19 protein-coding genes, 1 pseudogene and 1 riboswitch are annotated in these 24,677 nt (G+C 39.7%); of the genes and pseudogenes, 7 read left to right on the forward strand and 13 right to left on the reverse strand.

Annotated elements, in window-relative coordinates:
* The first annotated feature begins 36 nt into the window (after window positions 1-36).
* Both ytzI and LCL91_RS15335 read left to right on the forward strand, forming a co-directional pair.
* Window positions 37-210, forward strand: a complete 174-nt coding sequence (ytzI, locus tag LCL91_RS15330; RefSeq protein WP_224883612.1) for a YtzI protein — start codon at window positions 37-39, stop codon at window positions 208-210.
* Window positions 188-379, forward strand: a complete 192-nt coding sequence (locus LCL91_RS15335) for a YwbE family protein (RefSeq protein ID WP_224883613.1) — start codon at window positions 188-190, stop codon at window positions 377-379. The genes ytzI and LCL91_RS15335 overlap by 23 nt, the downstream gene beginning before the upstream one ends.
* A gap of 46 nt (window positions 380-425) precedes the next feature.
* Here LCL91_RS15335 and LCL91_RS15340 read toward each other — a convergent pair whose 3' ends face one another.
* Window positions 426-1,328 (reverse strand): amidase, encoded by a 903-nt coding sequence (locus LCL91_RS15340; RefSeq protein ID WP_224883614.1) that lies wholly within the window; start codon window positions 1,326-1,328, stop codon window positions 426-428.
* Window positions 1,329-1,372: 44 nt separating this feature from the next.
* Window positions 1,373-1,459, reverse strand: a riboswitch (cyclic di-GMP riboswitch).
* A gap of 120 nt (window positions 1,460-1,579) precedes the next feature.
* Window positions 1,580-3,685: a HelD family protein gene (locus LCL91_RS15345; protein ID WP_224883615.1), complete on the reverse strand. Its 2,106-nt coding sequence runs from the start codon at window positions 3,683-3,685 to the stop codon at window positions 1,580-1,582.
* A 216-nt stretch (window positions 3,686-3,901) separates the two neighbouring features.
* Here LCL91_RS15345 and LCL91_RS15350 point away from each other — a divergent pair, with 216 nt between their 5' ends.
* Complete coding sequence (locus tag LCL91_RS15350; protein ID WP_224883789.1) at window positions 3,902-5,245, forward strand: copper amine oxidase; 1,344 nt, start codon at window positions 3,902-3,904, stop codon at window positions 5,243-5,245.
* Between the two features lie 73 nt (window positions 5,246-5,318).
* On the opposite strand, the pseudogene LCL91_RS15355 reads toward LCL91_RS15350, so the two are convergent.
* The 5 genes and pseudogenes from LCL91_RS15355 to LCL91_RS15375 all read right to left on the reverse strand — a co-directional run.
* Window positions 5,319-5,756: pseudogene (locus LCL91_RS15355) on the reverse strand (AhpC/TSA family protein); the annotation flags it as partial.
* Between the two features lie 142 nt (window positions 5,757-5,898).
* Window positions 5,899-6,510, reverse strand: coding sequence for a DedA family protein (locus tag LCL91_RS15360; RefSeq protein ID WP_224883617.1), 612 nt, complete (start codon window positions 6,508-6,510; stop codon window positions 5,899-5,901).
* A gap of 230 nt (window positions 6,511-6,740) precedes the next feature.
* Window positions 6,741-8,066 (reverse strand): aspartate aminotransferase family protein, encoded by a 1,326-nt coding sequence (locus LCL91_RS15365; protein ID WP_224883618.1) that lies wholly within the window; start codon window positions 8,064-8,066, stop codon window positions 6,741-6,743.
* A gap of 32 nt (window positions 8,067-8,098) precedes the next feature.
* Entirely contained in the window at window positions 8,099-9,496 is a 1,398-nt protein-coding gene (locus tag LCL91_RS15370; RefSeq protein WP_224883619.1) for a YjiH family protein, read from the reverse strand.
* Window positions 9,497-9,614: 118 nt separating this feature from the next.
* A complete protein-coding gene (locus tag LCL91_RS15375) occupies window positions 9,615-11,000 on the reverse strand; it encodes a sigma-54 interaction domain-containing protein (protein WP_224883791.1) in 1,386 nt (461 codons plus the stop codon).
* A 193-nt stretch (window positions 11,001-11,193) separates the two neighbouring features.
* On the opposite strand from LCL91_RS15375, the gene LCL91_RS15380 reads away from it, so the two are divergent.
* Entirely contained in the window at window positions 11,194-11,910 is a 717-nt protein-coding gene (locus LCL91_RS15380; protein ID WP_224883620.1) for a 3-ketoacyl-ACP reductase, read from the forward strand.
* A gap of 55 nt (window positions 11,911-11,965) precedes the next feature.
* On the opposite strand, the gene LCL91_RS15385 is transcribed toward LCL91_RS15380, so the two are convergent.
* Complete coding sequence (locus LCL91_RS15385; protein ID WP_224883621.1) at window positions 11,966-12,412, reverse strand: staygreen family protein; 447 nt, start codon at window positions 12,410-12,412, stop codon at window positions 11,966-11,968.
* Between the two features lie 134 nt (window positions 12,413-12,546).
* On the opposite strand from LCL91_RS15385, the gene LCL91_RS15390 reads away from it, so the two are divergent.
* Window positions 12,547-12,759, forward strand: a complete 213-nt coding sequence (locus LCL91_RS15390) for a YuzF family protein (protein ID WP_202407304.1) — start codon at window positions 12,547-12,549, stop codon at window positions 12,757-12,759.
* Between the two features lie 13 nt (window positions 12,760-12,772).
* A complete protein-coding gene (locus LCL91_RS15395) occupies window positions 12,773-13,663 on the forward strand; it encodes a manganese catalase family protein (protein WP_098446235.1) in 891 nt (296 codons plus the stop codon).
* A 37-nt stretch (window positions 13,664-13,700) separates the two neighbouring features.
* Here LCL91_RS15395 and LCL91_RS15400 read toward each other — a convergent pair whose 3' ends face one another.
* Window positions 13,701-14,867, reverse strand: coding sequence for an endonuclease (locus tag LCL91_RS15400; protein ID WP_425589689.1), 1,167 nt, complete (start codon window positions 14,865-14,867; stop codon window positions 13,701-13,703).
* 271 nt (window positions 14,868-15,138) lie between these two features.
* Here LCL91_RS15400 and LCL91_RS15405 point away from each other — a divergent pair, with 271 nt between their 5' ends.
* Entirely contained in the window at window positions 15,139-16,695 is a 1,557-nt protein-coding gene (locus LCL91_RS15405; RefSeq protein WP_224883622.1) for an ABC-F family ATP-binding cassette domain-containing protein, read from the forward strand.
* A gap of 17 nt (window positions 16,696-16,712) precedes the next feature.
* Here LCL91_RS15405 and LCL91_RS15410 read toward each other — a convergent pair whose 3' ends face one another.
* The 4 genes from LCL91_RS15410 to LCL91_RS15425 are packed head-to-tail and all read right to left on the reverse strand — an operon-like array spanning window position 16,713 to window position 24,674.
* Window positions 16,713-19,601, reverse strand: a complete 2,889-nt coding sequence (locus LCL91_RS15410) for an ATP-binding protein (protein WP_224883623.1) — start codon at window positions 19,599-19,601, stop codon at window positions 16,713-16,715.
* Window positions 19,594-19,959 (reverse strand): response regulator transcription factor, encoded by a 366-nt coding sequence (locus LCL91_RS15415; protein ID WP_224883624.1) that lies wholly within the window; start codon window positions 19,957-19,959, stop codon window positions 19,594-19,596. The genes LCL91_RS15410 and LCL91_RS15415 overlap by 8 nt, the downstream gene beginning before the upstream one ends.
* A 50-nt stretch (window positions 19,960-20,009) precedes the next feature.
* The gene (locus tag LCL91_RS15420; RefSeq protein ID WP_369522963.1) at window positions 20,010-23,285 is read right to left on the reverse strand and encodes a hypothetical protein; all 3,276 of its coding nucleotides are present in this window, start codon (window positions 23,283-23,285) and stop codon (window positions 20,010-20,012) included.
* Window positions 23,286-24,674 carry a glycosyltransferase family 2 protein gene (locus LCL91_RS15425; RefSeq protein ID WP_224883797.1) on the reverse strand — a complete coding sequence of 463 codons (1,389 nt, stop codon included), beginning with the start codon at window positions 24,672-24,674 and terminating at the stop codon, window positions 23,286-23,288.
* Between the last annotated feature and the right edge of the window lie 3 nt (window positions 24,675-24,677).

The following is a 24,677-nucleotide window of genomic DNA, read 5'->3' on the forward strand; positions in this document are numbered from 1 at the left end:
AAAGTGAAAGCAGATAGCACGGAAAGGAGTTCGGGAATGGTTATTATTACGACCATTATCGTTGTGATCATTATGACGATTGTCATTGCCGCTGCTTTTGGAATGGCTGTATCAAAAGGGTACAGTGTCAAACATACTGTCGATCCTTTGCCAGATGAGCATCGGAAGACAGAGAAAGAGGGGAAACATGAACGGACAGAACCGAAGTAATATCGCGCCTGGAAAAACCGTTGATATCGTCTTGAAACAAGACCAGCGTTCAGGGAAAACAACACGAGGGATTGTAAAAGATATTTTAACAAAATCTCCAACTCATCCACACGGCATTAAAGTACGTCTTGAAGATGGACAGGTTGGTCGAGTCAAAACCATCTTGTGATAATCGTAAAAACCCCCTGGAATAAAGTCCGGGGGGTTTCGCTGTTCTATGGTTTTAACGCCATCCAGCTATCAAGATAATGTATGGAAAAACCATCTAAAGCCGTTGAATTCTCGTAAGCTGTTTTTACTTTGAGAAGCTCATCATTCATGATCGCTTCTCCTTCTTCAAAAAATGAGATATACGAAGCTTCTGACGTTTGTCCCGTCTCTACTCCGATGGAGACTTTTTTATGATGCTCTTCAGCAAATGCGATTTCATTACGAACAAGCGCAATCATTCCATTGCCTCCATCTGCACGATCTCGGTAAGCCATTAAGGTTGTGACATCTACTGTCTGAATAACCCATTCAGCTAAATTTCCAGATCCATAACGATTTTGATAAGATTGTTCGTCGAACCAAAACGGTGTGTCGACTCCGAACAGCATATTCATGCTCTCCGCTCGTACTTTTGCATTTGTTAACCGATCCTGATAAAACGCGATCGTGGTTTGGTAATTGTTCGTCCATCCTGAATGGAGATAAGGCTCAATATCAAGATGAACACCACTAAATTTCTGGTACTCTGATGCATTCGCTTGGTATGCTTCTAGCCAATTAAATAAGTTACTTTGATACGTAGCTCCTTTAATCGTTGCCCAGTTTGGCGCTCCATCAAGCGCATGAACACGTATCCCTTTAGCTGTCGCTTGTTCAATAAATGAGCGATAGGAAGATCGTGCGATTGAACGGTTGATTTGTAAGTAGGCATCACTCACTTGTTTTCCTTCCATAAATTGAAGAACTTCTTCTGGTTTCGTTTCAATATCTCTTGTATTCCAAATCCATGTAGCAAGAGCTTGATCCATTTCACTCGCCTCGGCTTTCCCTTCAGGCAGTGCAACTGACTGTACAATATAGGCCAGTATAAAAAAGAGAATAACGCTAGCAACAGATAAATTCCTCACATGTTTGCTCCCCTTTTTTCTGAACCCAGGGCTCAAAAAAGGAGCCTGGCAGTCTGGCAGCCATTCGCATGAATGCGGGCAGGCCCATAACTTTGCGTCCCTATTTTTCAATAGGTTTGCCTTTTTCAGTTTTATCTTCCAACTACTATTATTATCGGTAGTGAGATCGTGAGAGTTTAGCTAAATTTTATCGCATAATAAATCATACTGTGCCGCTAATTCTTCACGCTATTTCTTAAACAAACGTTTGATTAACTTGGTATCAACATTGAAGGAATCTCTGTATAAAACAATTTGAGCTCGTGTAATGCTCGCGTACAACCCACATATAAAAGCTTTGCATCTTCCACATTGGATCCGTAATTTCCTTCATTCGCATTTGCTATGATCACCCCATCAAATTCTAAACCCTTTGTTAGATAGATCGGTACTATGGAAATGTCACCTTCATACGAGCGGTCTTCTTTTGTAAGAAGATTGACATCTTTCTCGTTAGCAAACTTTTGATACAACTGCTCACATTCTTCTTCAGTTCTTCCAACAATAGCAATTGTTTTCATCCCTCGACTTTTCATTTCCTGAGCTGTTTCAAACAAGCGGTCGAATAAACTTTCTTTCTCTATTTTCCAAACGGTAACATTCTCTCCACTACGAAATACAGGAATTGCAGGTTGAACAGGTATGTTAGCATGCGCAATAATTTCATTGGCAAATTCAATAATTTCGAATGTAGAGCGATAGCTTTGTGCTAATTCGATATACAGCTCGTTTTTCTGAAAGAGGTTTTTGAATTCCTGCCATTGATGAATACCTTTATAGGCATGAATACCCTGAGCTAGATCACCTAGGATCGTAAACGATTGTGATCGATTCACTTCCATCAACAAAGCTATTTGAAAAGGAGAAAAATCTTGTGCCTCATCTATCACGATATGCTGAAAAACATCGTCTTTATGAACACCATTCAACTTAAATTGAATATAGAGGAGAGGCGCAAGGTCAGATGGGGATACGGTCTTCTTTTTTAATAGCCTAGATGTTTCTGATAGTATCCCTTCATCTACTAATTGTGTTCGTTCGGTTTTAGGAACATACTCCGGAGGATTTGCCTGAAACAATGCCTTATAAAAAGAAAGCGCTGTTTGTTTTGGCCATTTCTTAAAATAGATCTTTAGCTGCTCATTCGCAACTTTACGATACTCTTTTTGTAAATGACTCCCTTCAATTGCCTTAACCTCATCCTTAATCCAGACTTTAAAACGATTCATGATCATATCACGCTTTCGTCCAACAGGATATGCAGAGAGATCTTCTAGCCACTGCTGGATTTTAACTTCAGGCAGCTTACTTCCTTCAAATGGAATGAAGTCTCCTTCTGGTCCTACGGATTGGCTATAATAGAATAGGGCTTTATCGATCCAGTCTTTAAAGAGAGTCGAACCTTTCACTCTCCCCCCAGCTAAGTTCATATCTGGCCGTTCCCTCTCAAACCATTTTTGTAGATCGTCTTCTGTAGCATCTAATTTCACTTTTTCCTCAATCATACTTAATGTCCAATCAGTAAAAGTCGATTGTTGAATTCCTCCTACCCCTAACTCAGGAAGAACACCAGAAATGTAGTCAAGAAACATACGGTTCGGTGCAAAAATAATCATTCTTCCTGCTTGTATCGTATCTCGATACTCGTACAATAAGTAAGCTAACCGATGCAAAGCAACAGTTGTTTTCCCGCTCCCTGCTGCACCTTGAATGATTAAGGGTGTCGATCGTTCTGCACGAATAATATCATTTTGTTTTGCTTGTATTGTAGATACAATGTCGCGAAGGCGATTGTCTTTATTTTCACTGAGGCGGTAGAGTAGAAACTCATCTGATCCATTTAAGTCATCGCTTCCTTCTACATAAGTGTCCACCACTCGCTGAAGTTCTTTATCTCGAATCACAATGTTTCTTTTAAGTTCGATATTCCCTTCAATCACGCCATCTGGAGACAAATAATAAACATCCTCTTCTGGACCAGTAAAAGCATAGAACATACTTGCAACAGGCGCTCGCCAATCAATGACTAGAGAAGCCTGTGAATCACCATCCGCTACGCCAACCTTCCCAATATAGTACGCGCGTGATGACTTCTCATCTTCTTGAAAATCCATTCTCGCAAAATACGGTTCTTTACCAGCGATAGCAAGTGATTGACGATTTTCCTCTCGAATGCTTTCAAGAGCCTGTTCGGTGACATTATCTCCTGAATACCGGGGATACCCGTCCAATGCTTTTTGCTGTTTTGTAATCTCGGCAGCAATTTGATCGAGTTGCTGCTTCTCTTTTCGATAGGCACTTTGATTCTTATGATCCAAGATCAGTTACCTCCTTCTGAGATTTGTCTTTAACTGAGACAGAAGTTTAATACTACCATAAGTGCAGTTTATCCAACAATTTATTTTTGGAAAATTAAAAAATGTTTTCCCTAAAAAAACAGTTCTTAAAATGATCCAAACTCTTTTTCACCTCGTTAGCTGTATGTAATCAAAATTAACGGTAAAAAAACGAGGAGCGTGAAGAAAAAAATGAACATGAAAAAAGCATTTAAAAAATTAATGGTTCCGGCGCTAGGGCTAACCCTATTGTTTCCAACAGTTGCAGGTGCAGCTGACCCAGAACCAACAGTAAGCACACCAGCTGCCGATCTACGAGCCACACTTGATCAACTCTTATCCGAACATTTTGTACTAGCTGTTACGTCGATGACCAAATCGTATGATGGCACTGAAGATGCTGAAGTAGTGACAGAAGCACTCGATCAAAACGCAGCTGATATGACTCCAGCGATCGCATCTGTATATGGTGATGAAGCGGCGCAACAATTTGAGGACATTTTTAGAGGGCACAATGATTATTCTGCTGATTTCGTAAAAGCGGCAACTGAAGATGATGCAGAACTTCGAAAAGAAGCTGAGAAAGAAGTCGACGAATTTGTTGATGAATTCTCTACTTTCCTTGATACTGCGACAGAGGGTAACCTGCCAAAAGAAGCAGCTGCAGATGTATTAGAAGTTCATGAAGATCAAGTACTAACTACCTTTGATGAGTATACAGAAGGAAATTATGAACAAGCTTATACAACATTCCGTGAAGGACATAAGCACATGTTTGCCATTAGTAAAGCATTATCGAGTGCGATCGTAACGCAGATGCCTGATAAATTCGAAAACACGAAAGCTGATACACCAGCTGCCGATTTGCGATCAACGCTAAACAGTTTGGCGTCTGAACACTTTGCTCTTTCTTCCCTTGGTCTTGAAAAAGGGTATGATCAATCAGAAGACTATGACTTTGTGAACTGGGCAGAAGACAGAAACACCGCTGACTTTAAAGCTGCAATCGGTTCTATCTACGGAGATGAGGGTGCAGCTCAGTTTGAAAAGATTTGGCAGGAAGATCACATCGCTGCACAAGCAGATCTTGTCGTTGCCTCTCTTTCTGAAGACGAAGAAGCGATGAAAATGGCAAAAGAACGTCTCTTAACAACTTTCCCTGAAAATTTCGGTACTTTCCTTGGAACAGCAACAGAAGAAAACCTTCCAACTGATGCTGCAACTAATGCTCTGAAGGCTCACGAAGAACAAGTTGTCGGATCATTTGAATCCTATATGTCTGGTGATTTTAAAGCATCCACAGATCAATTCCGTGAAGGGTACGCTTTCATGTTTGGTGTAGGTGAATCTCTAGGCGGTGCGATTGTGAAACAAATGCCAGATAAGTTCGCCGGAGAAGCCATGCCTGGTGATATGCCTAAGACAGGTATGGGTGGCGCGAGTGAGCAGTCATCTGACCTAACAGCTCTTTGGATTACAGTAGGTTCTCTTACGGTAGCTGGTTCAGCATTTGCTATTCGTAGAAAAGTCGTGAATCAGTAATCCACCTATCACATTACACCTAAAATAAATTGATACGTAAAAATCGCTTCTAACAATGTTAGAAGCGATTTTGCTATGCGTTATGCTTTTTTAACACATCAATGACAGAGTCGATTTTTGCATGATCCTCCGGAGACTGATCAATATGATGCCAAATTAGCTTCCCGCTATCATCATAAATCCATGTCCCACCTTGTATATAAACATCTTGCGTTTTCATTGATTTAAGAACAAAGTCTTTCTTCTTTTGCTCTTTTGGGATAAATCCATCCATCTTACGAGTGATGAATCCAATAGCGGCTTGTCCAAGTAATTTCCACTTCGGCATCGTATAGTGACCCATCCCTCGATAGGCTTCTCTTTTCGGATCACCCGCTATAACAAACGGAAACTCTCCAAAAGCTTCTGTGAACTGACAGATGTATTTGCCATTAGAAGGCGCAATCGCTATAATCTGAAAGCCTTCCTTCTCAATTTCATTTACGCGCTTACGCAACTGCGTAAGATAAGCTCGACAAACGGGTCAGCCAAGATGACGTACAAATACAACCATTGATTTCTTATGGTGTATTAACTCTGCAAGTGTAACATTTTTACTTTCTGGAATTTCAAGTTGATAAGTTAATTGATCCATAGTAACCTCTCCTTACTTATCATGACGTTTGATCTGTGTTGATTACCTGTTTCTTGTGTTCAATTTTACACCTTTTTTGATAGTAGTGATACCCAATAAATCCAATAACTGCCACGATTATGATTAAGAAGACGTATTTCTGAATACTTCCAAAAATGGCTTGGACTGATTTGATATTTCCATTCTTTCCGATCCATAACATCGCAATTGTCCAAGGAAAGATGCCCACAAAGGTAAGGACGGCAAATACCCACGCCTTTACTTTACTCATACCAGATACGTAGGACACATAATTTCCAACACCAAGCGGGCGTGTAATCGCAATACTCCAAGATCCGCACTTTCTAAACCATCTTTGTACACGTTCTACTTTCTTCTTCTTTAGCTTTTTCTCTACTTTATCCTTAACTTTCAAACCGATCCCATAAGGAATAAAACTAAAAATGGTATAGATCACGCTTGTCAGAAATGCAAAACCGACCATTTCAATAATGGAAGCATTTAATAAGTAACCATACGTTAACGTCATCATACCACCAGGAAAAGGTAAAGATGATGCTTCAAGCGCATTGCTAATTAAAAGACCCCAGATGCCAAGCTCTTTCAGGAATTGAATCAGAAATTCCAACATATTGGATCTCCTTTACTCTCTATTTAAACTATCTATTCAATTCCCTGATCTCCAAGTACGAAACCGAAATACATCTGTTTTAATCTTCCAATCGATTTTCCATCTATATTTCGCGGATATAATAAATATTTCCGCGGAAATGATCAAATCTGCACGAATTTTGTTTAGATACGGGAAAGTTTTATAAAAGTAAAAACCCTATCATTCCTCTTCATGATAGGGTTAACTTATTACGATCCTACAGGGACAGCCTTTTCTTGTTCAAAAGCAGTTACAGCTTCCTCAAAAACGCGCAGACCTTCATCCAGCTGTTCTTTTGTAATAATGAGCGGGGGAATCATTCGAATAACTTCCTGATGCTTCCCGCAAAGATAAAATAGCACGCCTTTTTCAAGTGATAAGTCTAGAACACGCATCATCCCGTTTCCATCAGGTGCACCTGTTTCAGGATCGACAATTTCGATGCCTATCATTAAGCCTACACCACGCACATCACCAATCACCTGATGCTTTTCCTTTATTAACGCCAGCTTTTCTAAAGCATATTCCCCCATTTCTCTGGAGTTTTGAAGTAATCCTTCCTCTTCAATCACATCAAGTGTTGCAAGCGCTGCTGAACATGCGATTGGATTCCCGCCAAATGTTGTCCCATGTGTCCCCATTGGCCATTGACTCATTAATTCTTTTGAAGCGACAGTAGCACTCAATGGCATTCCAGAAGCAATTCCTTTTGCAATCGCCATTATGTCCGGTGTGACATCAAACGTTTGTGCAGCAAACCAATCCCCTGTACGCCCGAATCCTGTTTGAACTTCATCAAAAATGAGTAACATGCCGTGTCGATCACAAATCTCTCTCACTTTCTGTAGCCATTCTTTCGGAGGAATTAAGTAACCGCCCTCTCCTAGTACCGGCTCCACAATCACACACGCAACTTCCTCAGGAGTAACCTGATGATCAAAAAGACGCTCAAAATCCTTCTCAAGTTCTTTCACACAATAGTCTTCAATGCTTTGATCTTCGGGACAACTAGCCGTATCAGCATAGGGGATTTGATAGGTTAGTCCATTCGGTTGCAAAAACTTTCGATACTTGCTTTTTGATGTACTCACACCAAGTGCTCCCAGCGATCGACCATGGAAACATCCTGTAAATGAAATAACGTACTGGCGCTTCGTTACATATTTCGCTAACTTCAATGCACCTTCAATGGCCTCAGTACCGCTGTTTGCAAAGAAAAAGCAATCCAAACCTTTGGGCATAATCCCTTGTAGTCGTTCAGCTAGTTGAAGAATGGAGTCATACATAATAACTCCAGATGGTCCGTGCATCAGAGAATCCGCACCATCTTTAATTGCCTGAATCACTTTTGGGTGACGATGTCCTGTATTTGCAACAGCAATACCAGAAGTAAAATCAAGGTAGGTCTTTCCATCAGCACCATAGTAATAGCATCCTTCTTCTTTCACGACGGGTAAATTAGGATGATCTTTCGCCATGCTAGGTGCTAGATAGTCTGACATGTTGCTGTATCTCTGTTCAAATGATGTAGACAATGTGATCTCCTCCTTTAAATTTAGCTTTTATTTTATAAAAAGAAATGAGCCATAACGACGATAATCGGGAGCGTAATAACTGTACGTTGTAAGAAAATAATCGCTAGTTCAAGAACTGAAATCGGAATCTTAGATTTCACTAGCAAAATCCCAATCTCCGACATGTAGATAAGTTGTGTTAACGAAACAGCCGCGATAACAAAACGGGTAAGTTCACTTTCGATACCCGTCCCAATTACAGCAGGTAAAAACATATCTGCAAAACCAACGAGCATGGCTGGAGCTGCAGCTGCTGCTTCAGGAATCTGCATCAGTTCTAGTACAGGGACAATCGGCATTGATAAATACGTAAAGAACGGAGTGAATTCAGCAATGATCAGTGCAATGGTACCAAGAGCCATCACTAGTGGGATCAAAGCGAAGTAAATATCTAGCACTGTATTCACACCTTGCCCTGCTATATACTTAACACCTTTTACTTCTGAAGCCTTCTCGAGCGCTTTCTGCATTCCCCATTTAAAGCTAGAAACACCTTCTGGAACATCTTCTGAAATCTGTTTTCCTGTCCCTTCATAATACGTGTCCGCTTTACGAGATAGCGGTGGGATTCGAGGACAAACAAATGCAGCAACTAGCCCTGCAACAACAACCGTAAAGTAAAAAGGAATAAACATATCTTCTAAGCCAATAAAACTAATCACAACAAGACTGAATGCAATCGAATTGATCGAAAAGTTTGTTGCAATAACAGCCGCTTCTCTTTTTGTATAGTAACCTTCTTCATACTGTTTCGTTGTAATCAATACACCAACGGTTCCGGCCCCCATCCAGGAAGCAAGCGCATCGATGGATGAGCGACCAGGTAATTTAAATAATGGGCGCATCACATGGCGAAGGGCTGTTCCAAAGAAATCCATTAATCCAAATTCCAGTAGGAGTGGCATTAAAAGTCCTGCAAAGAGAAACCATGCTGCAAGAACAGGGACAAGGGAGTACAGCATCGTCCCACCTGATACATCTGAAATAATAAATTCTGGTCCAAACTTAAATAACGTCATGACCGCAAAGAGCGCTCCTAACAACCTCGTTGCGATCCAGAACCAGTTCACATAGAATAGTTGTTTAAGAAAAGGACGAAGCATGATCGCCTTAGGTTCAAACGCTTTTGTAACAATAGGTATAATAGCAGATAAAATGAGAATAGCAGTCATAAAGCCAGGTAGAATTGGAGCTAGTTTTATTTGAATAGATTCGGCTAGAATTCCTACACCAATGGTCATTTTCCCATTAAAAGGAACAGGGACAAGAAATAGTAAGATACCAATTAGAGAAGGAATGATAAACCACGAATATGCTTTTTTTGAATGAGAAGCATTTACCGATTGACTGGCACTTTCAAGAGAATACGACTTTTCCTGTTTAACTTCCATTTTTCACTCTCCTTCGACAAATTTAATATTAATTCATATTTTTGCATATAAATTAGAAAAGAAGCAAGAGAAATTTTCATTCTTTGCTTCTTTTAACATGCAAGTATTGTGCCATAAGTTACTGTATTCTGTATTTTTTGAGTTTTCTAACTACTGTAGGTTGACTCATTCCTAGCGCCTCAGCTATTTTTGTTGTCGTACGAAAATATCGTCTTGCTTGCTCAAGGCGTTCTTTCTCAACTTTCTCTACCGTTTCTTGTAATGTCTCATTAAAATTATTCATTTCTGAATAACCTTCTGCTGCTTTTTTATATGTAGAAGGCAAATCTTCTTCGTGTATAACGAATGCATCTGAAGTAACAATAAGGCGTTCAATTAAATTCATCAACTCTCGTACATTCCCTCTCCACACATGCTGTGTTAATTCATGGATAACAACTTTATTCAATATCCGCTTTCGTTTGTACGCTTTGCAGAAGTGATCAACAAACGATTGGATAAGAGGAAGGATGTCTTCTTTTCTCTCTCGTAAAGGGGGGATCACTAACGGAACAACATTCAATCGAAAATATAAATCTTCTCGAAACACTTTCTCTCGTACTGCTTGTTCTAAATCTTTATTCGTCGCACTGATGATTCGAAAATCTGAGCTAATCTCCTTTCTGCCTCCTAAACGATAAAAACGTTTTTCTTGTATAAGTTTCAATACCTTTACTTGATTTTGTGGCGAAAGTTCTCCAATCTCATCAAGAAAAAGCGTTCCACTAGCTGCCATTTCAGCAAGACCAATGCGGCCGCCTTTTCTAGCTCCAGTAAATGCGCCATCTTCATATCCGAAAAGCTCCGCTTCAAATAAAGACTCAGGAATTGCTCCACAATTCACTTCAATAAAAGGCGCCTCTCTCCGTTCACTCTTAGAATGAATGTAGCGTGCAAGTTCTGTTTTCCCTACCCCTGATTCACCTAGGAGAAGAACGTTCACATCTACTCCAGCAACCTGCTTTCCAGTAGCCAGTATTTTTCTCATAGCATCACTTCTTGCAATTAATCCTCCATCATCTTGCTGTTGTTTGAGCTGTTCAAGTTCACTTCTAACACGCTCCATCTCAGAAGACATCTCTTCCATTCCAGCCTTAATTTCCATTAATTCTGTGATATCGTGTGAATAACTGACAATCCTTACAAGCTCCCCGCTATCATTGAAAACAGGAAGGCCGGTAACAAGAAGCTTTCTCCCATCAGGACCGGTTTGTACAAACGTGACGCGCTTCTTTTCTTTCACTACTAGCGGCGTTGCTAGTGGTGTAAATAATCCCTCTTTCTCAAGCTCATAAACAGATCTACCCATCAAGTCACTGGCTTTCACGCCATACACCATACCCGTTCCTTCACTAACTTTGACGATAATTCCATTTCGATCTGTTACTAGTATATCGTCTTGTAAAGAATGAAAGATCGCTTTATATTCGTTCCACTCTGTCACATAAACACCCCACTTATTCATTTTTGAATATATTTCAGTCACTCTCTTACAAAGTACCTTATATTCTCGTTAATTATTATTCATTTTTGAATAATCTTACATTAATATCTTATCATACAAGGCGTTAATTCAAGCAAAATTCTTTTCAGCAATAAAATGAACGACTAGAATATACGATGGAATGGAACTTGAACAGACTTAAGGAGGAATCACCATGGTAGCACTAAAAGGAAAAACGGCGCTCATTACTGGAGCAGCTCGCGGAATTGGTCGTGCAGCAGCGATCGCTCTTGCAAAAGAAGGCGTCAATATTGGACTGATCGCACGTACAGAAGAAACACTTCAAAACGTTGCGAAGGAAATTGAAGCTGAAGGTGTCAAAAGTTCTTACGCAATTGCAGATGTTTCTTCTAATGAAGCAGTGACAACAGCAGTTGCTAAGATTAAAGACGAGCTTGGTGAGACCGACATTCTTATTAATAATGCCGGTATAGCAAAATTTGGGGTCTTCATGGATCTTGAAATTGCAGAATGGGAAAAAATCATTCAGGTTAATTTACTGGGTGCATATTATGTCACTCGGGCTGTACTGCCAGACATGATCGAACGGCAATCAGGAGATATTATCAATATTTCTTCTACAGCAGGACAAAAAGGTGCCCCAGTAACAAGCGCCTATAGCGCTTCTAAATTTGGATTAATGGGACTGACTGAATCACTTGCTCAAGAAGTTCGCAAGCATGATATTCGTGTTAGTGCCCTAACACCAAGTACCGTTTCCACTGATCTTGCAGTAGAGAATAACTTAACAGATGGACAGCAGGACAACATGCTCCAGCCAGAAGATATGGCCGAATTTATCGTTGCCCAATTGAAGATGAACAAGCGTGTTTTCATTAAGACAGCAGGTTTGTGGACAACAAACCCATAAACGGATATTCGCCCTATCATTCTCAGTGAATTGTAAATAAAGAAAAACAGCCAGTCTAGTTGTGCTGGCTGTTTCTATATTCTCTAAATGATCCATAGTATTCGTAAGCTTCCCACTGTACTTCATTAGAATCAAAGTAAATCCAAATCGGTACATCATCAAGTTCCGGATAAGTTTGAAATAACCCCGTATCTCCTACTCTTATAGCAGATAATGCCCCTGGCAATTCTTTTCGAAATATACGATTCCTTACTTGTTCTCTCCCTTCTTCAGTTGGATCATCCACTAAAACATATGCGTAATAATACAATCCACAGTCGTTTCGAAAGCTGCCAAGCACCTCATCTCGAATGAAAGAAATACGATCAATGGCATATTCTTTTCCAATCGTTAAAAATAGCTCACCAGTAATATCAGAGTGAGTTAATGTATACTTTCTTCCTAATACACATTTGTTTCCGTTCATCCCATCACGATACGTCACTGTAGGTTGCTGTTTCACTTATGATCACCCTCTCCCCTAACAGGTTATGGGCAACCATTGAGATAGGTTCATTTCATTCTTATAGACTATGACAACCTATTCATTGCGTAAATTATAGCAGTAAAAACCTTTTATTGAGAGGATGAGAGAATTTGAGTCAACAGCCTCAATTAATCAGCTCTGTAGACCCGTATGTCTATCAAACACTCCTGTCGATTGAAGGAAGAATGATTACAGTACAAACAACAAATGGATCGCTCCAAGGAATGCTGCAATCCGTGATGCCAGATCATATTGTTCTGGAAGTGAATGAAACCCCTTTTTTTGTTCGAATTCAACAAATCGTCTGGGTATTTCCTAATTAATAGGGGGGATGACATGTTTAAGCGATTTGATAAGCAATTGATTGAACTTCCGATACCAGAGCATGGCGATGCAAATGCTGCAGCTGCTGTACAGGATTTGCTTGGTGGACGCTTTGGAGAGTTATCTACTTTAAATAACTACATGTTCCAGTCATTTAGCTTTCGTGAGAAAAAAAAGTTAAAACCTTTTTATGATCTTGTTGCCAGTATTACTGCAGAAGAATTCGGACATGTGGAACTGGTCACAACCTCAATTAATCTGTTAACCACAGGAAGTTCTTTTCAAGCTCCACCTGATTTAACCCCGTTACAAAATGCTAAGGACCTGCGTAATACAGCTCAATTTGTTGCTACAGCCCAAACAGCTCTTGCAGCTGATAGTATGGGTAATTCCTGGCGTGGCGATTATGTCTTCAGTAGCGGAAATCTTGTTCTTGATCTCCTTCACAACTTTTTTCTTGAGGTTGGTGCACGAACCCATAAAATGCGCGTCTATGAAATGACGGATCATCCAACCGCACGTGAAATGATCGGTTACTTACTCGTGCGTGGCGGAACTCATGTACTTGCATACGCAAAAGCGATTGAAATTGCGACAGGTACAGACTTAACAAAAATGCTCCCAATACCAAGTCTTGATAACTCTAAATTCGACTACGCACGAAAATTTGAAGAAAAGGGATTAAACAATGTTCTTTACACATGGAGCGAAGGAGATTATCTAGGAATTAAACAGATTTGGAAAGGTACGAATCCAGAAAATGGGGAACGTCTGCGCGTGATAGAAGGAGCACCAGAAGGAGCGCCCATTCCTAACCTCGATGATCTTCCAGAAGAATTTGCACCCGGAATTACGAAGGATCATTATGAACAGATTGCCAAGCGGTTATTAAGAAATTTATAAATAAAGTACCTGCCTTCGTTTCGGCAGGTACTTTTTTCTACCAGATCGCTTCCACCCATTCCGGATGGTCAATAAAAGGATTCCGGTTATGTTGGTACTGGTCATAAATCACATTGTTTCGATTTTCTTCAAAAGAATCCACTGGATCCATTTCATTCCAAGCCTTTAGTACAGAAACCTTACCGATATATGGTGATGATCCATTGTTTACAAGGTCATTTACCTCAAGATCAACTTCACCGCTATCGCCTTCGTAACGAACCGCCATATAGAAAATCATTCGAGCCACGTCCCCTTTTACACGATCGCGCGGCTCCCAGGAATCGCTATCGTAGTAGTTTCCAGGTGCTTCTGATTGGGGAGAGCCACCGTTATCAAAATCAAGATTCCCACGTGAGCTATTAACGGTAACATCAGTTGGCCGCAGGTGATGAATGTCTGTACCCGGTCCCATCGATGTTCCAAAATCTCCGTGAGATTTTGCCCATACGTGTTCACGATTCCAGTCGTCTACATTTCCACCGTTTTCATACTTACTTTGAGACCGTCCACTATAAAGAAGAAGCACATTATTAGGATTTAATGGATCTTCATCCGTCACCCTCAAGGCATCCCACACATCACTATAAGAAAGCTCTGTATGATCATCGATAATCGTATGCAATTCTGTTTTCAAAGCACTTCCTGTTTTCCCAACAGCAGATCTATAGTATGTATCATCATAAGGAGATGATGTGCCTTCTCCAGTTTCATCAGTACCTCCGCTGTCAGCTAATTCGATCGTTGAAACACTTTTAACTCCCGCATGTGCAAAATAATCTGTTAAACTACCACTTACCACAACTGATTCACCCATTAAATTCGGGTTACTCCTTAACCCAAAATCACTTCTTAACGAGGATGGTACCTGAACAAAAAGCATTTCATTGATATTCGTTTCATCGGCCTGGTCAGCAATTGCAATCGCATAGTCATCTGAGAAACTAGATGTGGCAATGGAGGAAGTTGATTCTGGTTTTCCTACAATAATCCCTTCGACTGCTCCACTACTCCCCTGATTTGCAATCCCCTGTGTAACCGAATATGGTGATGACGATGTTCCTGTGCCATCTGCAAATGATGGTGTAATTGTGAAATACATCATAATTAACGAAACAACTAACATAAAAACTACCGTCCCATACGTACGATGTGCCGTGTTCATTTTACTTCCCTCCCCTTTATTATTGCTTCTTGTTCATGAAGCTTCTTCTAGTTTAAACGTACACGATTTAGCCAGTGGTAACACGATGTAAATATTCCTTTATTTTTAATAGGTCAAATGCATTAGGTTGAATAAAACCAAGTCTTTTTTACTACAAATGTTTCTCTGACGAAAATTCCCATCGTTTTCCCCTCTTCCTGACTTTCATCAAAGCTCATTGTCCGATATAATCAATGAGGATTGTTAAACCATAAATAAAGGGTGTTTTCCTATGAGTATATTAACCGTGAAAAACCTTACGCACGGATTCGGTGACCGTGCCATCTTTGATGATGTATCTTTTCGTCTATTAAAAGGTGAACATATTGGATTAGTTGGAGCGAACGGCGAAGGTAAATCAACGTTCATGAATATTATTACAGGTAAGCTGGAACCTGATGAAGGTTCTGTAGAATGGTCTAAAAATGTGAGAGTTGGCTATCTTGATCAGCACACTGTTCTTGAGCGAGGCATGACGATTCGTGATGCACTCAAAGGCGCTTTTCAGTATTTGTTTGATTATGAAACTGAAATGAACGAACTATTTGCGAAGATGGGCGAAGCTTCTCCTGAAGAGCTTGAAAAGCTATTAGAAGAAACAGGAACGATGCAGGATATGCTTGCAAATAATGATTTCTACGTGATTGATGCAAAGGTTGAGGAAATTGCACGTGGACTTGGGCTCGATGAAATTGGGCTTGAAAAAGATGTTCAAGATTTAAGTGGTGGGCAGCGTACAAAGGTCCTTCTTGCTAAACTACTTCTTGAAAAGCCAGATATTCTTCTTCTCGATGAGCCAACGAACTACCTTGATGAGCAGCACATCGTATGGCTCAGACGGTATCTCCAGGAATATGAGAATGCATTTATCCTTATTTCACATGATATTCCATTCTTAAACAGTGTCATCAACTTGATTTATCATATGGAAAATCAAGAATTAACAAGATATGTTGGTGACTATGATAATTTCTTGTCAGTATACGAAGTGAAGAAGCAACAAGTTGAAGCCGCATTTAAGAAACAGCAACAGGAAATCTCCCAGCTCAAGGACTTTGTTGCTCGTAACAAAGCACGCGTTGCCACCCGTAATATGGCCATGTCCAGACAAAAAAAGCTTGATAAAATGGATGTGATCGAGATTGCAAAAGAAAAGCCAAAACCAGAATTTCATTTCAAACAAGCTCGTGCTTCGGGTAAGCTTATTTTCGAAACAAAGGATCTTGTGATTGGTTACGATGAGCCACTATCTCGTCCATTAAACCTTTCAATGGAAAGAGGTCAAAAAATAGCCCTTATGGGTGCAAATGGTATTGGTAAAACGACCCTTCTTCGCAGTATTCTTGGCGAAATCAAACCAATTGAAGGATCCGTTGAGCTTGGCGATTATCTTTATACTGGTTATTTCGAGCAAGAAATCAAAACAAGAACATCAAACACTTGTATTGAAGAAATGTGGCGAGAGTTCCCACACTACAGCCAGGCGCAAATTCGGGCTGCTTTATCGAAATGCGGCCTAACGACAAAACATATTGAGAGCAAGGTCGATGTTCTTAGTGGTGGTGAAAAAGCAAAGCTTAGACTTTGTAAATTAATGAATACAGAATCAAACTTACTCGTATTTGATGAGCCAACAAACCACCTTGATGTTGAGGCTAAAGCTGAACTAAAACGCTCATTAAATGAATACAAAGGAAGCATCATTTTGATCTCTCACGAACCTGAATTTTACCAGGACATCGCAACAGATGTCTGGAACTGTGAAGATTGGACAACAAAGTTAGTATAGAAAAAAGGCTTATCCGTTTAATCGGATAAGCCTTCTTCTTTATCTTCAATCGAATAATCAGGTACTAATATTTTTCCATTGTTATTCTTGTTCACAAGAGATTTAATCAACGATTTCGTCAAGTTTTTGGGAGGATAAGGTTTAATAAGGTAGTCTTTTGCCCCTAGTTCAAATCCACGCTGCTTCTCTTCACTCACGGTTGAAACAAAGATCGGTATATTTTTTGTCCGCTCTGTTTCTTTTACTGTTTTCAACACGTCCCAGCCACTCATACGACCATCTAACATTATATCAAGGACGATTCCCTCAGGTGTCATTTGCTCAAGGAGCTCAATCGCTTCTTCACCACTTCTACAATGATGGACAGCAAACCCGTTTCCGGTAATTTCCTCCATCAATAAAAGAGCGAGACTCTCATCATCCTCTACAATCAAAACGCCAGAATCTTGAAGTTCTCCAGATTTAGAGTCTACCGACTGCTTTTCAATTCCTAGTGGGAAAACAAGAGTAAACGTACTCCCTTTTCCCAATTCTGATGTTACCAGAACGTCGCCATTATGAGCAGTCATGATCTCCTTTGATATGGCAAGTCCTAGTCCCGTTCCACCAATTTGGCGTCGGTCTGAATTATCAACACGAAAGAACTTTGTAAATAGTTTGGATAGAGCATCCTGCGGAATTCCAAGCCCTTCATCTCGAATATCTAAATAAAGCTGATCATTCTCTACTCTAAATCTTGTTAATACCGTGCCACCTTCAGGAGAATATTTGACTGCATTGCTGACAAAGTTATTGAACACCTGTTTAATTTTATCCCCATCACCAATAATCTCATGTTTCTCCGCCAAATCTTCAATAGTAAAAGAATGGAGCTTGGAATGATCGCGGTAATTATCGAGTACTTCTTCTATCATCTCTTTAAGATTAATTCGCGTTTTATCATAGTTTTGCTTCCCAGCTTCCATCCGCTGAATATCAAGAAAATCATTGATTAGAGATGTTAAACGCTTTGCTTCTTTATAGATTGTATTTAAATATTTCTTCTGCTTCTCAGGTTTTAACTCTTTTGAAAGCATAAGCTCTGTAAAACCAAGAACACTAGAAAGGGGGGTGCGTAATTCATGGCTAACGGTACTCACAAATTCGTTTTTCATTTCATCTACTTCATGTTCACGAGTAATATCACGATGGACAAAAATAGATCCAATAAATTTACCGTCAGTATATAGGTGCTCGTAGTACATTTGGATAAAGAGGGAAGGTTCTGTATTCGTTTGATAGATAAGTTCACTCTGTTTCGGTTTAACCCCAGCAATAACATCATGAACGTATGAACTCACTTCATCTCGATCATTTATATCGACTTGCTTAAAGAACTTAGAACTCCATTCAGTAAACGGCTTTTCATTTGCACCATCAGGAAAGCACGCATCCAACATGGTACACATTTGATCATTCACAGCACGAGTTGTTCCTTCTCTGTCGACGAGCTGAATCCCTTCACGAATCGTATTCAAGATCTCTCTATTGATTTGTCGTTCATTCTCAGTCGTTTCATATAATCGAAGCTTATCGAGAGCGAGCGAAATTTGACGCGACAAATCGGATAGTTCCGTTACTTCATCAGTCGTAAATTCCCCTCCTATTCTCGTAATACAAAGTAAAGCGACTGGTTCGTTATCTGAAAGAACTGGAATGTAAATATCATTTGAAATTTCTTCTACTCCATGATAACCTGCTTCCCCAATTGAAGCCTGTCTTTGAACAATATGAAATTTCTTTTGCTCGATTGCTTTAACGCCAGGTCCGTCTAATAAATGATCAATCCATTCGTGTACTTTCTCTTGACTAACGCCAAGCGATGCATAGTCTTTCCCTTGATTTAGCATAACGATAATACCCTTATCAGAGTTAAGGATATGAATCATATTCGTAATGATACTTTGCAATAGTTCGCTTTTCGTTAAGGTAGACGCAAGCGATCGATTTAATTCATTGCGATGCTCTAACACTTTTTTTTGTACATTCATCGCTTTTACATTTTGTTCAAGCGTGAATTTACTCCCTTTAAGTTCTTCACTCTGCTCGACTAGTGCATCGTTCGAAGTAATGAGTGCCCTCTCATTTTGTTGTATATTTTTAACCATTAAATTAAACGATCGTGCAAGCTCCCCTAGTTCATCTGATCTTCTCACATGCGGCATTTCCACATTTTCTCCTGAAGATACTTGGCTAGAAGCTAACGCCAACTCCTGAAGTGGTTTACCTATGCGCCTAGCCATAATACCAGCAAGTATCGTTGCAATTAATAGAAGAAAAATAACAAATGAGACGAAAAGCATCTGTAAATTCGATAAGCGATCAACCAAATCTTGCTCAGTTGTATAGATTTCGTTCTCAACTTCAGAAACAAGGTCTCGCGTTTGATCTCTTAAATCATAGACTAAGTTACTCCCGCCACGATCTTTAGAAAGCTTTTGCAACCCTTCTGTATTATCTGAAGCTACCTGTATTTGCGCTGCTTCAAAAAGGTTATAATAATTAACCAATTCCCCTTGAAGGTGTGTAATATATGCTTTTTCTTCTCTACTTTCTAACTCTGGTTTCAGTTGTTTGATCTTATCTACGATCATGTTTTTCTGAACAATGTAATTACTTAAAAAAGGGTCATCTACACGAAAGCCTAAATACCCTCGAGCCTCAAAAAACATATCATTCAAACTATCTTCCAGTTCAACTGCATACTGTTGTTTTTGTCGAAGGTCGACTACTTTCTCCTCATACTTTGCTTCAATTGACTGACTATAAAGCCCCAACCCAGCTGCCGCAATTAAAATCAAAAACAAAAACCCACTCATAAACCATACAAATTGTCGTGATAAACTACTTCTCCATTGTCTATTCACCTAAAATGTCCCCTACTACGTTTGCGAGTTCCACTGGACTAAACGGTTTAGATATAAAGTAATCCGCTCCTGCCTCTCTTGCAATCTCTTCATCTTTTTTTTGCGCTTTTGCAGTAAGCATCATTATTTTAACATCGTGATTCCCTTGCTCTCGAACCTTTTTAATCACTTCAAGACCGGTCATTTCTGGCATCATATAATCAAGTAAAACGAGGTCATACGCTTTGCTTTGAATATAGTCATATGCTTCTGCGCCATCTTCAGCTTCATCGATTTCATAATCATCGTCTTCAAGCGTATCAACGATTAACATTCGTAGAATTTCTTCATCTTCTGCGACTAACAACTTTGGAGCCACGAAAATCACCCTTTGCAATTAATTGAAATAAGAATAGAGGGGTTTCCCCTCTATTCCTTATATCGGCTAAACTCTTCCTGCATAATATAGTAAGATTGTTTTAATCTTTCATGATAATGTGGTTCTTTCCATTTATCCCAAGTAAATTCATAAAATTCTTCCAACTGTCCGTTTTTAGTAACCGGTCTTGTTTCATTTATAGAAGCGAGCGAGAGACTTGCATCCTCCTCATCTCCTTCGTACATCACTAAGCCAACCTTAAAACGGTCTATTTTCTTTGAAGCACTCAGACCGTCTTTCCACATGTCCCCCATGATTTCTTTTTCACTTGGATCCTTCACATTGAAAAGAGCCCACGGTAATCGTATTTCGATCGAATTTCCTTTCACAATAAAATCTGAAAGGGAATTGTAATCCTCACTTTCTGGATTTCCATTACCATAGGTTAGGATGCCTGTTTCATAATCATCAAATGGAAACGTTTCTCTTGTGCTCGGAATCGTTAGTTGCTTGTTCAAGGCTAAGCGTATTGGATGAAACACATCGTTATCCTTTTTACTGGCATAGTTTTTTTCCTCAATCAGACCAAGGTCTTCAGCATACTGGTAGTAGAATGCATCATAATAGCTGTGCACGGTAAGTCGTGAAGTTTCTTTTCCAGTCAGGTTAAGTATAAAATCAATTCCAGACGAAGTTTTTAATTCTGGATCTTGAAAGATATTCTTGCTTCCCTGTCCACTAATCGTATCAAACAGTAGCATCGTCTTATCCTGTTCCATTTGTTCTGGTGACATGTTTTGATAGTCTAGTCGGAAGTAAATAGATTTCTCATCGCTAGTCATAAAGAAACGTTGGAGATTTTGAGTTTTAACAGTTGATTCAAATAAAGGCTCTTCCCCTTCCCAATCCGTTACATCTCCGTCCACTTTTATTTTCAGCTTTTCACCAGGATCAAAACTTAGTAATCCAAACTGCTGTTCATTTGTTTGATCATTTGACCAGAATGGTCGACGATCTGCATTATCGAAATCCATTGTGTTCCATGTTCGTTTAAACCATTCATCCTGCCAGGAAAACACCATTCCACCTGCATAATTTTCTGAAACGATGTTTTCAAACAATTGGGCATCAATCTTTCCTTGCTTCTCCTCAGAGTTGCCGCCCTGATTCATGCCGTAAACATTCCGATGCGTCATCCCTCTCGAAGCCGGCACGCCAAACTCAGCAACTACAACTGGCATCTTATGCACTTTTCTAAGTGCATTAAGGTAGCCTGCATAATTGTTTTTCTCACCGTTCTCATCAACATAATTTACGTATTCTTCTTCGTAATTTAAGAAGTCTGGATAATAAGGATAAATATGATAAGAAGCGAATTGACCTGCATAATAGTCTTCCTTTAATTGAATGACATTCGGATCAACGGAAACCAAATCTTCTTTTTCAGAGGGTTCTGCAGGATGATCGAGTAAATCAGTCGTCACCCAATTTGTGAAGCTTACAGGTCTTTGGTAGTTGTATTTTTCCATCTCATAACGAACCGTATCATCCATCATGTTTGCGATCCATATTTCAAAAGGACTCGCATCCTTTGTCGTGAGGAAGCTGCCATTATATTGCTTCATGTCACGATGCTTTTCATTTGTAGCGACAACGACTTCAGGATCCCACTCAATTCCAAGTACCCAGCCAAGTACGTATGGTGACACATCTGCCGTATAACTGCCTCCTGCATGACCCACCTTCTTTTCAATCCTTGCATTCCCATGAATAAGATCAACCGTATCTTTCGTTGCTTTTTCAAGAAGCTGAGTATTTTCTTTCGCATAAGCATCTTGAGTCTTAAGTAACGGTTCTTCCTCTACCCATACACCTTGAAATATATATAGCGGCTTATCTGCTTCTTTATTGTGTTCTAAGAGTGCCTCATAAAAAGCGGGCGGATGAATGGTATAAATCCGCACAGCATTTGCATTCATGTCAGAGATTTGATCGAACCACCGTTTGTATTCTGATTTTGTGATTGCTGCTTCCCCTGGAAAGTAACCTGGTTTTGCGATTCCCATATTGACGCCTTTAATAATGAGGTCTTCCCACTCCCCATCTTGAAATACTTGAATTTTATCCTCGCCGACTTTGCCCGCAACTTGCACACCTTGTATAGTTGGGATGTTCACATGACTTTCTTCTCTTTTGGTATCAGTGTCTTTAAGGGTTTGTAAGATCGTTTCCATCATCGGCATATAAACTTTCCAGTAGAAAGCTTCAAGCGTTTCGTTATCACCTGTTGTTAATAAGCGATTAATGGCTGGTAACCACTTATATTGGTGAAAATTCAACTCACCATCATAATCGGCGTAATCACCCGCAAAATAATAAGAGTGATTGTGCTTCATTACTGCTGGAAAAGATGTAGGAATGCCAGCGTCTTCAAGTGATTTTTCTGCTTCTTGACTCACATCTACTGTATAGTTTGCTAGTACGTCTTCCTCGTCAATCGGTTCCACGATGTCAAACCAATAATGATATGACATCGACTCTTTCACTAAAGAATCTTCCATCCATTCCAATCCTTTTTCATTGAATGAAAATTGAACTGTTTGATCTCCAACGTCTTCTTTCTCAATGACTATGATCGAGTTATCTTCGTTCACAAATACAAGCCCATCATCCGAAAAGTCCCACTTCTCATCATACTGTTTTTCATAGTTATCAATAGCCCACACCGGAACTTCACCACCGATTGAAAGATCATCGAAATATCGCCCAATCCACCCTGACCACTCAAGGTTTAAAGTTGAATAAAGACCCTCCCGTGCCTTCTCTTCCGTCGGACTACCAAATGCATTAAATTCAGCAATAAAGGTTGACCCCTTCTGCACAGCTTCTGAAATCAAGCTCACTTCTTCTGGAGTCATTCCACCGTAAATGTTTTCAGAATGATCACCTTTGGATGCTTTCCCATACCAATCTTCTTCGTATACGCCATAGGAGTCCGCTAAATAGATCAGGTCTTTACCTACTAACGAATCTGGAAAAGAGTCAATGCTATACTCCTCACCATCCCCCGGTCTGAATCCTAGATAATCTTCTGAAGCGTTGTATGGCGTTCCATTATTCTTTATCCACTTCTTATGATTCAAAATCCATGTAAGCCCTTTATGTTCACGATACGTGTTATCTGGAATGGTTTTATCAATAATGACAATATCACTGGTGGATTCATTACTCATAAACCAAAACAGAACAGGAGACAACAAAATAAGTACTAGTGCTATTACTCCAACTAGGAAACCAATGATCGTCTTGCGCTTTATGTAACTCACTTATTTTGAAACCCCTTTTCTGCTCATTTCTCCCCAACTGTTGTTTCGACGAATAAGTTGAATAATTCCTTCCACTCTCCAAAATACAGTTAACGGCCTAAACCAAAACGCTTCGGATAAAGAATAGAAATATAGTCGAATTAAATCTTGTACTTTTGTATACCTTCTTAAGCTCCATTCTTCTAGCAGGACAGCACTCATAGATAAAAGCGACCCATAAATAACTGCTAGAAGGAAGAGAAGGACTGCAAAAGAAGTGTAAATCCCTCCAAAAAACGGGGAAATAATCATAATGATATAGCCTAATAATTCAATAACCGGACCTAGAAATTCTACAATTAAAAAGTATGGCATTGAAACGAGACCAACAAGACCATACTTAGGATTACATAGCATTTTCTTGTTGTGCCAGAGACTTTCGTAAAGGCCTCTGTGCCAACGACTTCGTTGTCTTCTTAGGATCTTCGAAGATTCTGGTGCTTCCGTCCAACAGACGGGATCCGGAACATACACAATTCTCTTACCTGACCTCTCTTCTTTAATTTGTTTATGAAGTCGAACGACAAGATCCATATCTTCACCGACCGTGTCAGTACGATAACCGTTTACTTTAACAACACTCTCTCTGTGAAAGACGCCAAATGCACCCGAAATGATTAATAAAAGATTATGTCTCGAGAGTCCAATTCTCCCCATGAGAAAGGCTCGAAAATATTCGATTACTTGCATAACGACAAGCGGTGTTTTTGATAGTTCAACCTTCATTACTTCTCCTCGCTCAATTGTACAACCATTTGCGATTCGCACACTTCCACCAACTGCCACAATTTCTTCTTTCGAGTCTATGATTGGCTTCATCACTTTCGCAAAGGCGTCTCGCTCAATAATCGAGTCACCATCTAGTGAACAAAAATAGGGATAATGAGCAATGTTTATTCCCGCATTAAGGGCATCAGCCTTCCCTCCATTTACTTTATCGATAGCATATAAGTTTTCATAAATGGTTGATTGATAGACGCTAATAATTTCATTCGACTTAATTTGTTTTCGAATAACTTTCTCAACCTTCACCATTTCAAAGGACTTAATAACGGCTTCTAATGTTTGATCCTTTGAACCATCGTTAATAACGACCACTTCATATTCAGGATAATTAATGCTAAGAAGTGAACGTACGCTTGGTACAATACCTGCCTCCTCATTATAAGCAGGTACTAGAATCGACACAGGTCTTGTAAAAGAGGATTGAGACAATTCTTCGTATGGCTCGTACTGATCAAGTTTGTATTCTTTCCTTAGTTGGATAGCAGAGATGACAAAAAGGATAAGGTAAAATAAAATAATTCCAACCATATACACAGCTACAAAAATAGTAAATATAAGTAGCATAGT

It is taken from the genome of Guptibacillus hwajinpoensis, from assembly GCF_020171785.1.
GTDB classification, from domain to species: Bacteria; Bacillota; Bacilli; order Bacillales; family Guptibacillaceae; genus Guptibacillus; species Guptibacillus sedimenti.

What these genes read in the sequence shown, in the direction of transcription:
- LCL91_RS15350 (WP_224883789.1), top strand. Translation starts at nt 3,902, where the DNA reads ATGAAAAAAGCATTTAAAAAATTAATGGTTCCGGCGCTAGGGCTAACC.
- LCL91_RS15400 (WP_425589689.1), bottom strand. Translation starts at nt 14,867, where the DNA reads ATGAACACGGCACATCGTACGTATGGGACGGTAGTTTTTATGTTAGTT.
- LCL91_RS15375 (WP_224883791.1), bottom strand. Translation starts at nt 11,000, where the DNA reads ATGAATAAGTGGGGTGTTTATGTGACAGAGTGGAACGAATATAAAGCG.
- LCL91_RS15405 (WP_224883622.1), top strand. Translation starts at nt 15,139, where the DNA reads ATGAGTATATTAACCGTGAAAAACCTTACGCACGGATTCGGTGACCGT.
- ytzI (WP_224883612.1), top strand. Translation starts at nt 37, where the DNA reads ATGGTTATTATTACGACCATTATCGTTGTGATCATTATGACGATTGTC.
- LCL91_RS15370 (WP_224883619.1), bottom strand. Translation starts at nt 9,496, where the DNA reads ATGGAAGTTAAACAGGAAAAGTCGTATTCTCTTGAAAGTGCCAGTCAA.
- LCL91_RS15425 (WP_224883797.1), bottom strand. Translation starts at nt 24,674, where the DNA reads ATGCTACTTATATTTACTATTTTTGTAGCTGTGTATATGGTTGGAATT.
- LCL91_RS15360 (WP_224883617.1), bottom strand. Translation starts at nt 6,510, where the DNA reads ATGTTGGAATTTCTGATTCAATTCCTGAAAGAGCTTGGCATCTGGGGT.
- LCL91_RS15380 (WP_224883620.1), top strand. Translation starts at nt 11,194, where the DNA reads ATGGTAGCACTAAAAGGAAAAACGGCGCTCATTACTGGAGCAGCTCGC.
- LCL91_RS15335 (WP_224883613.1), top strand. Translation starts at nt 188, where the DNA reads ATGAACGGACAGAACCGAAGTAATATCGCGCCTGGAAAAACCGTTGAT.
- LCL91_RS15395 (WP_098446235.1), top strand. Translation starts at nt 12,773, where the DNA reads ATGTTTAAGCGATTTGATAAGCAATTGATTGAACTTCCGATACCAGAG.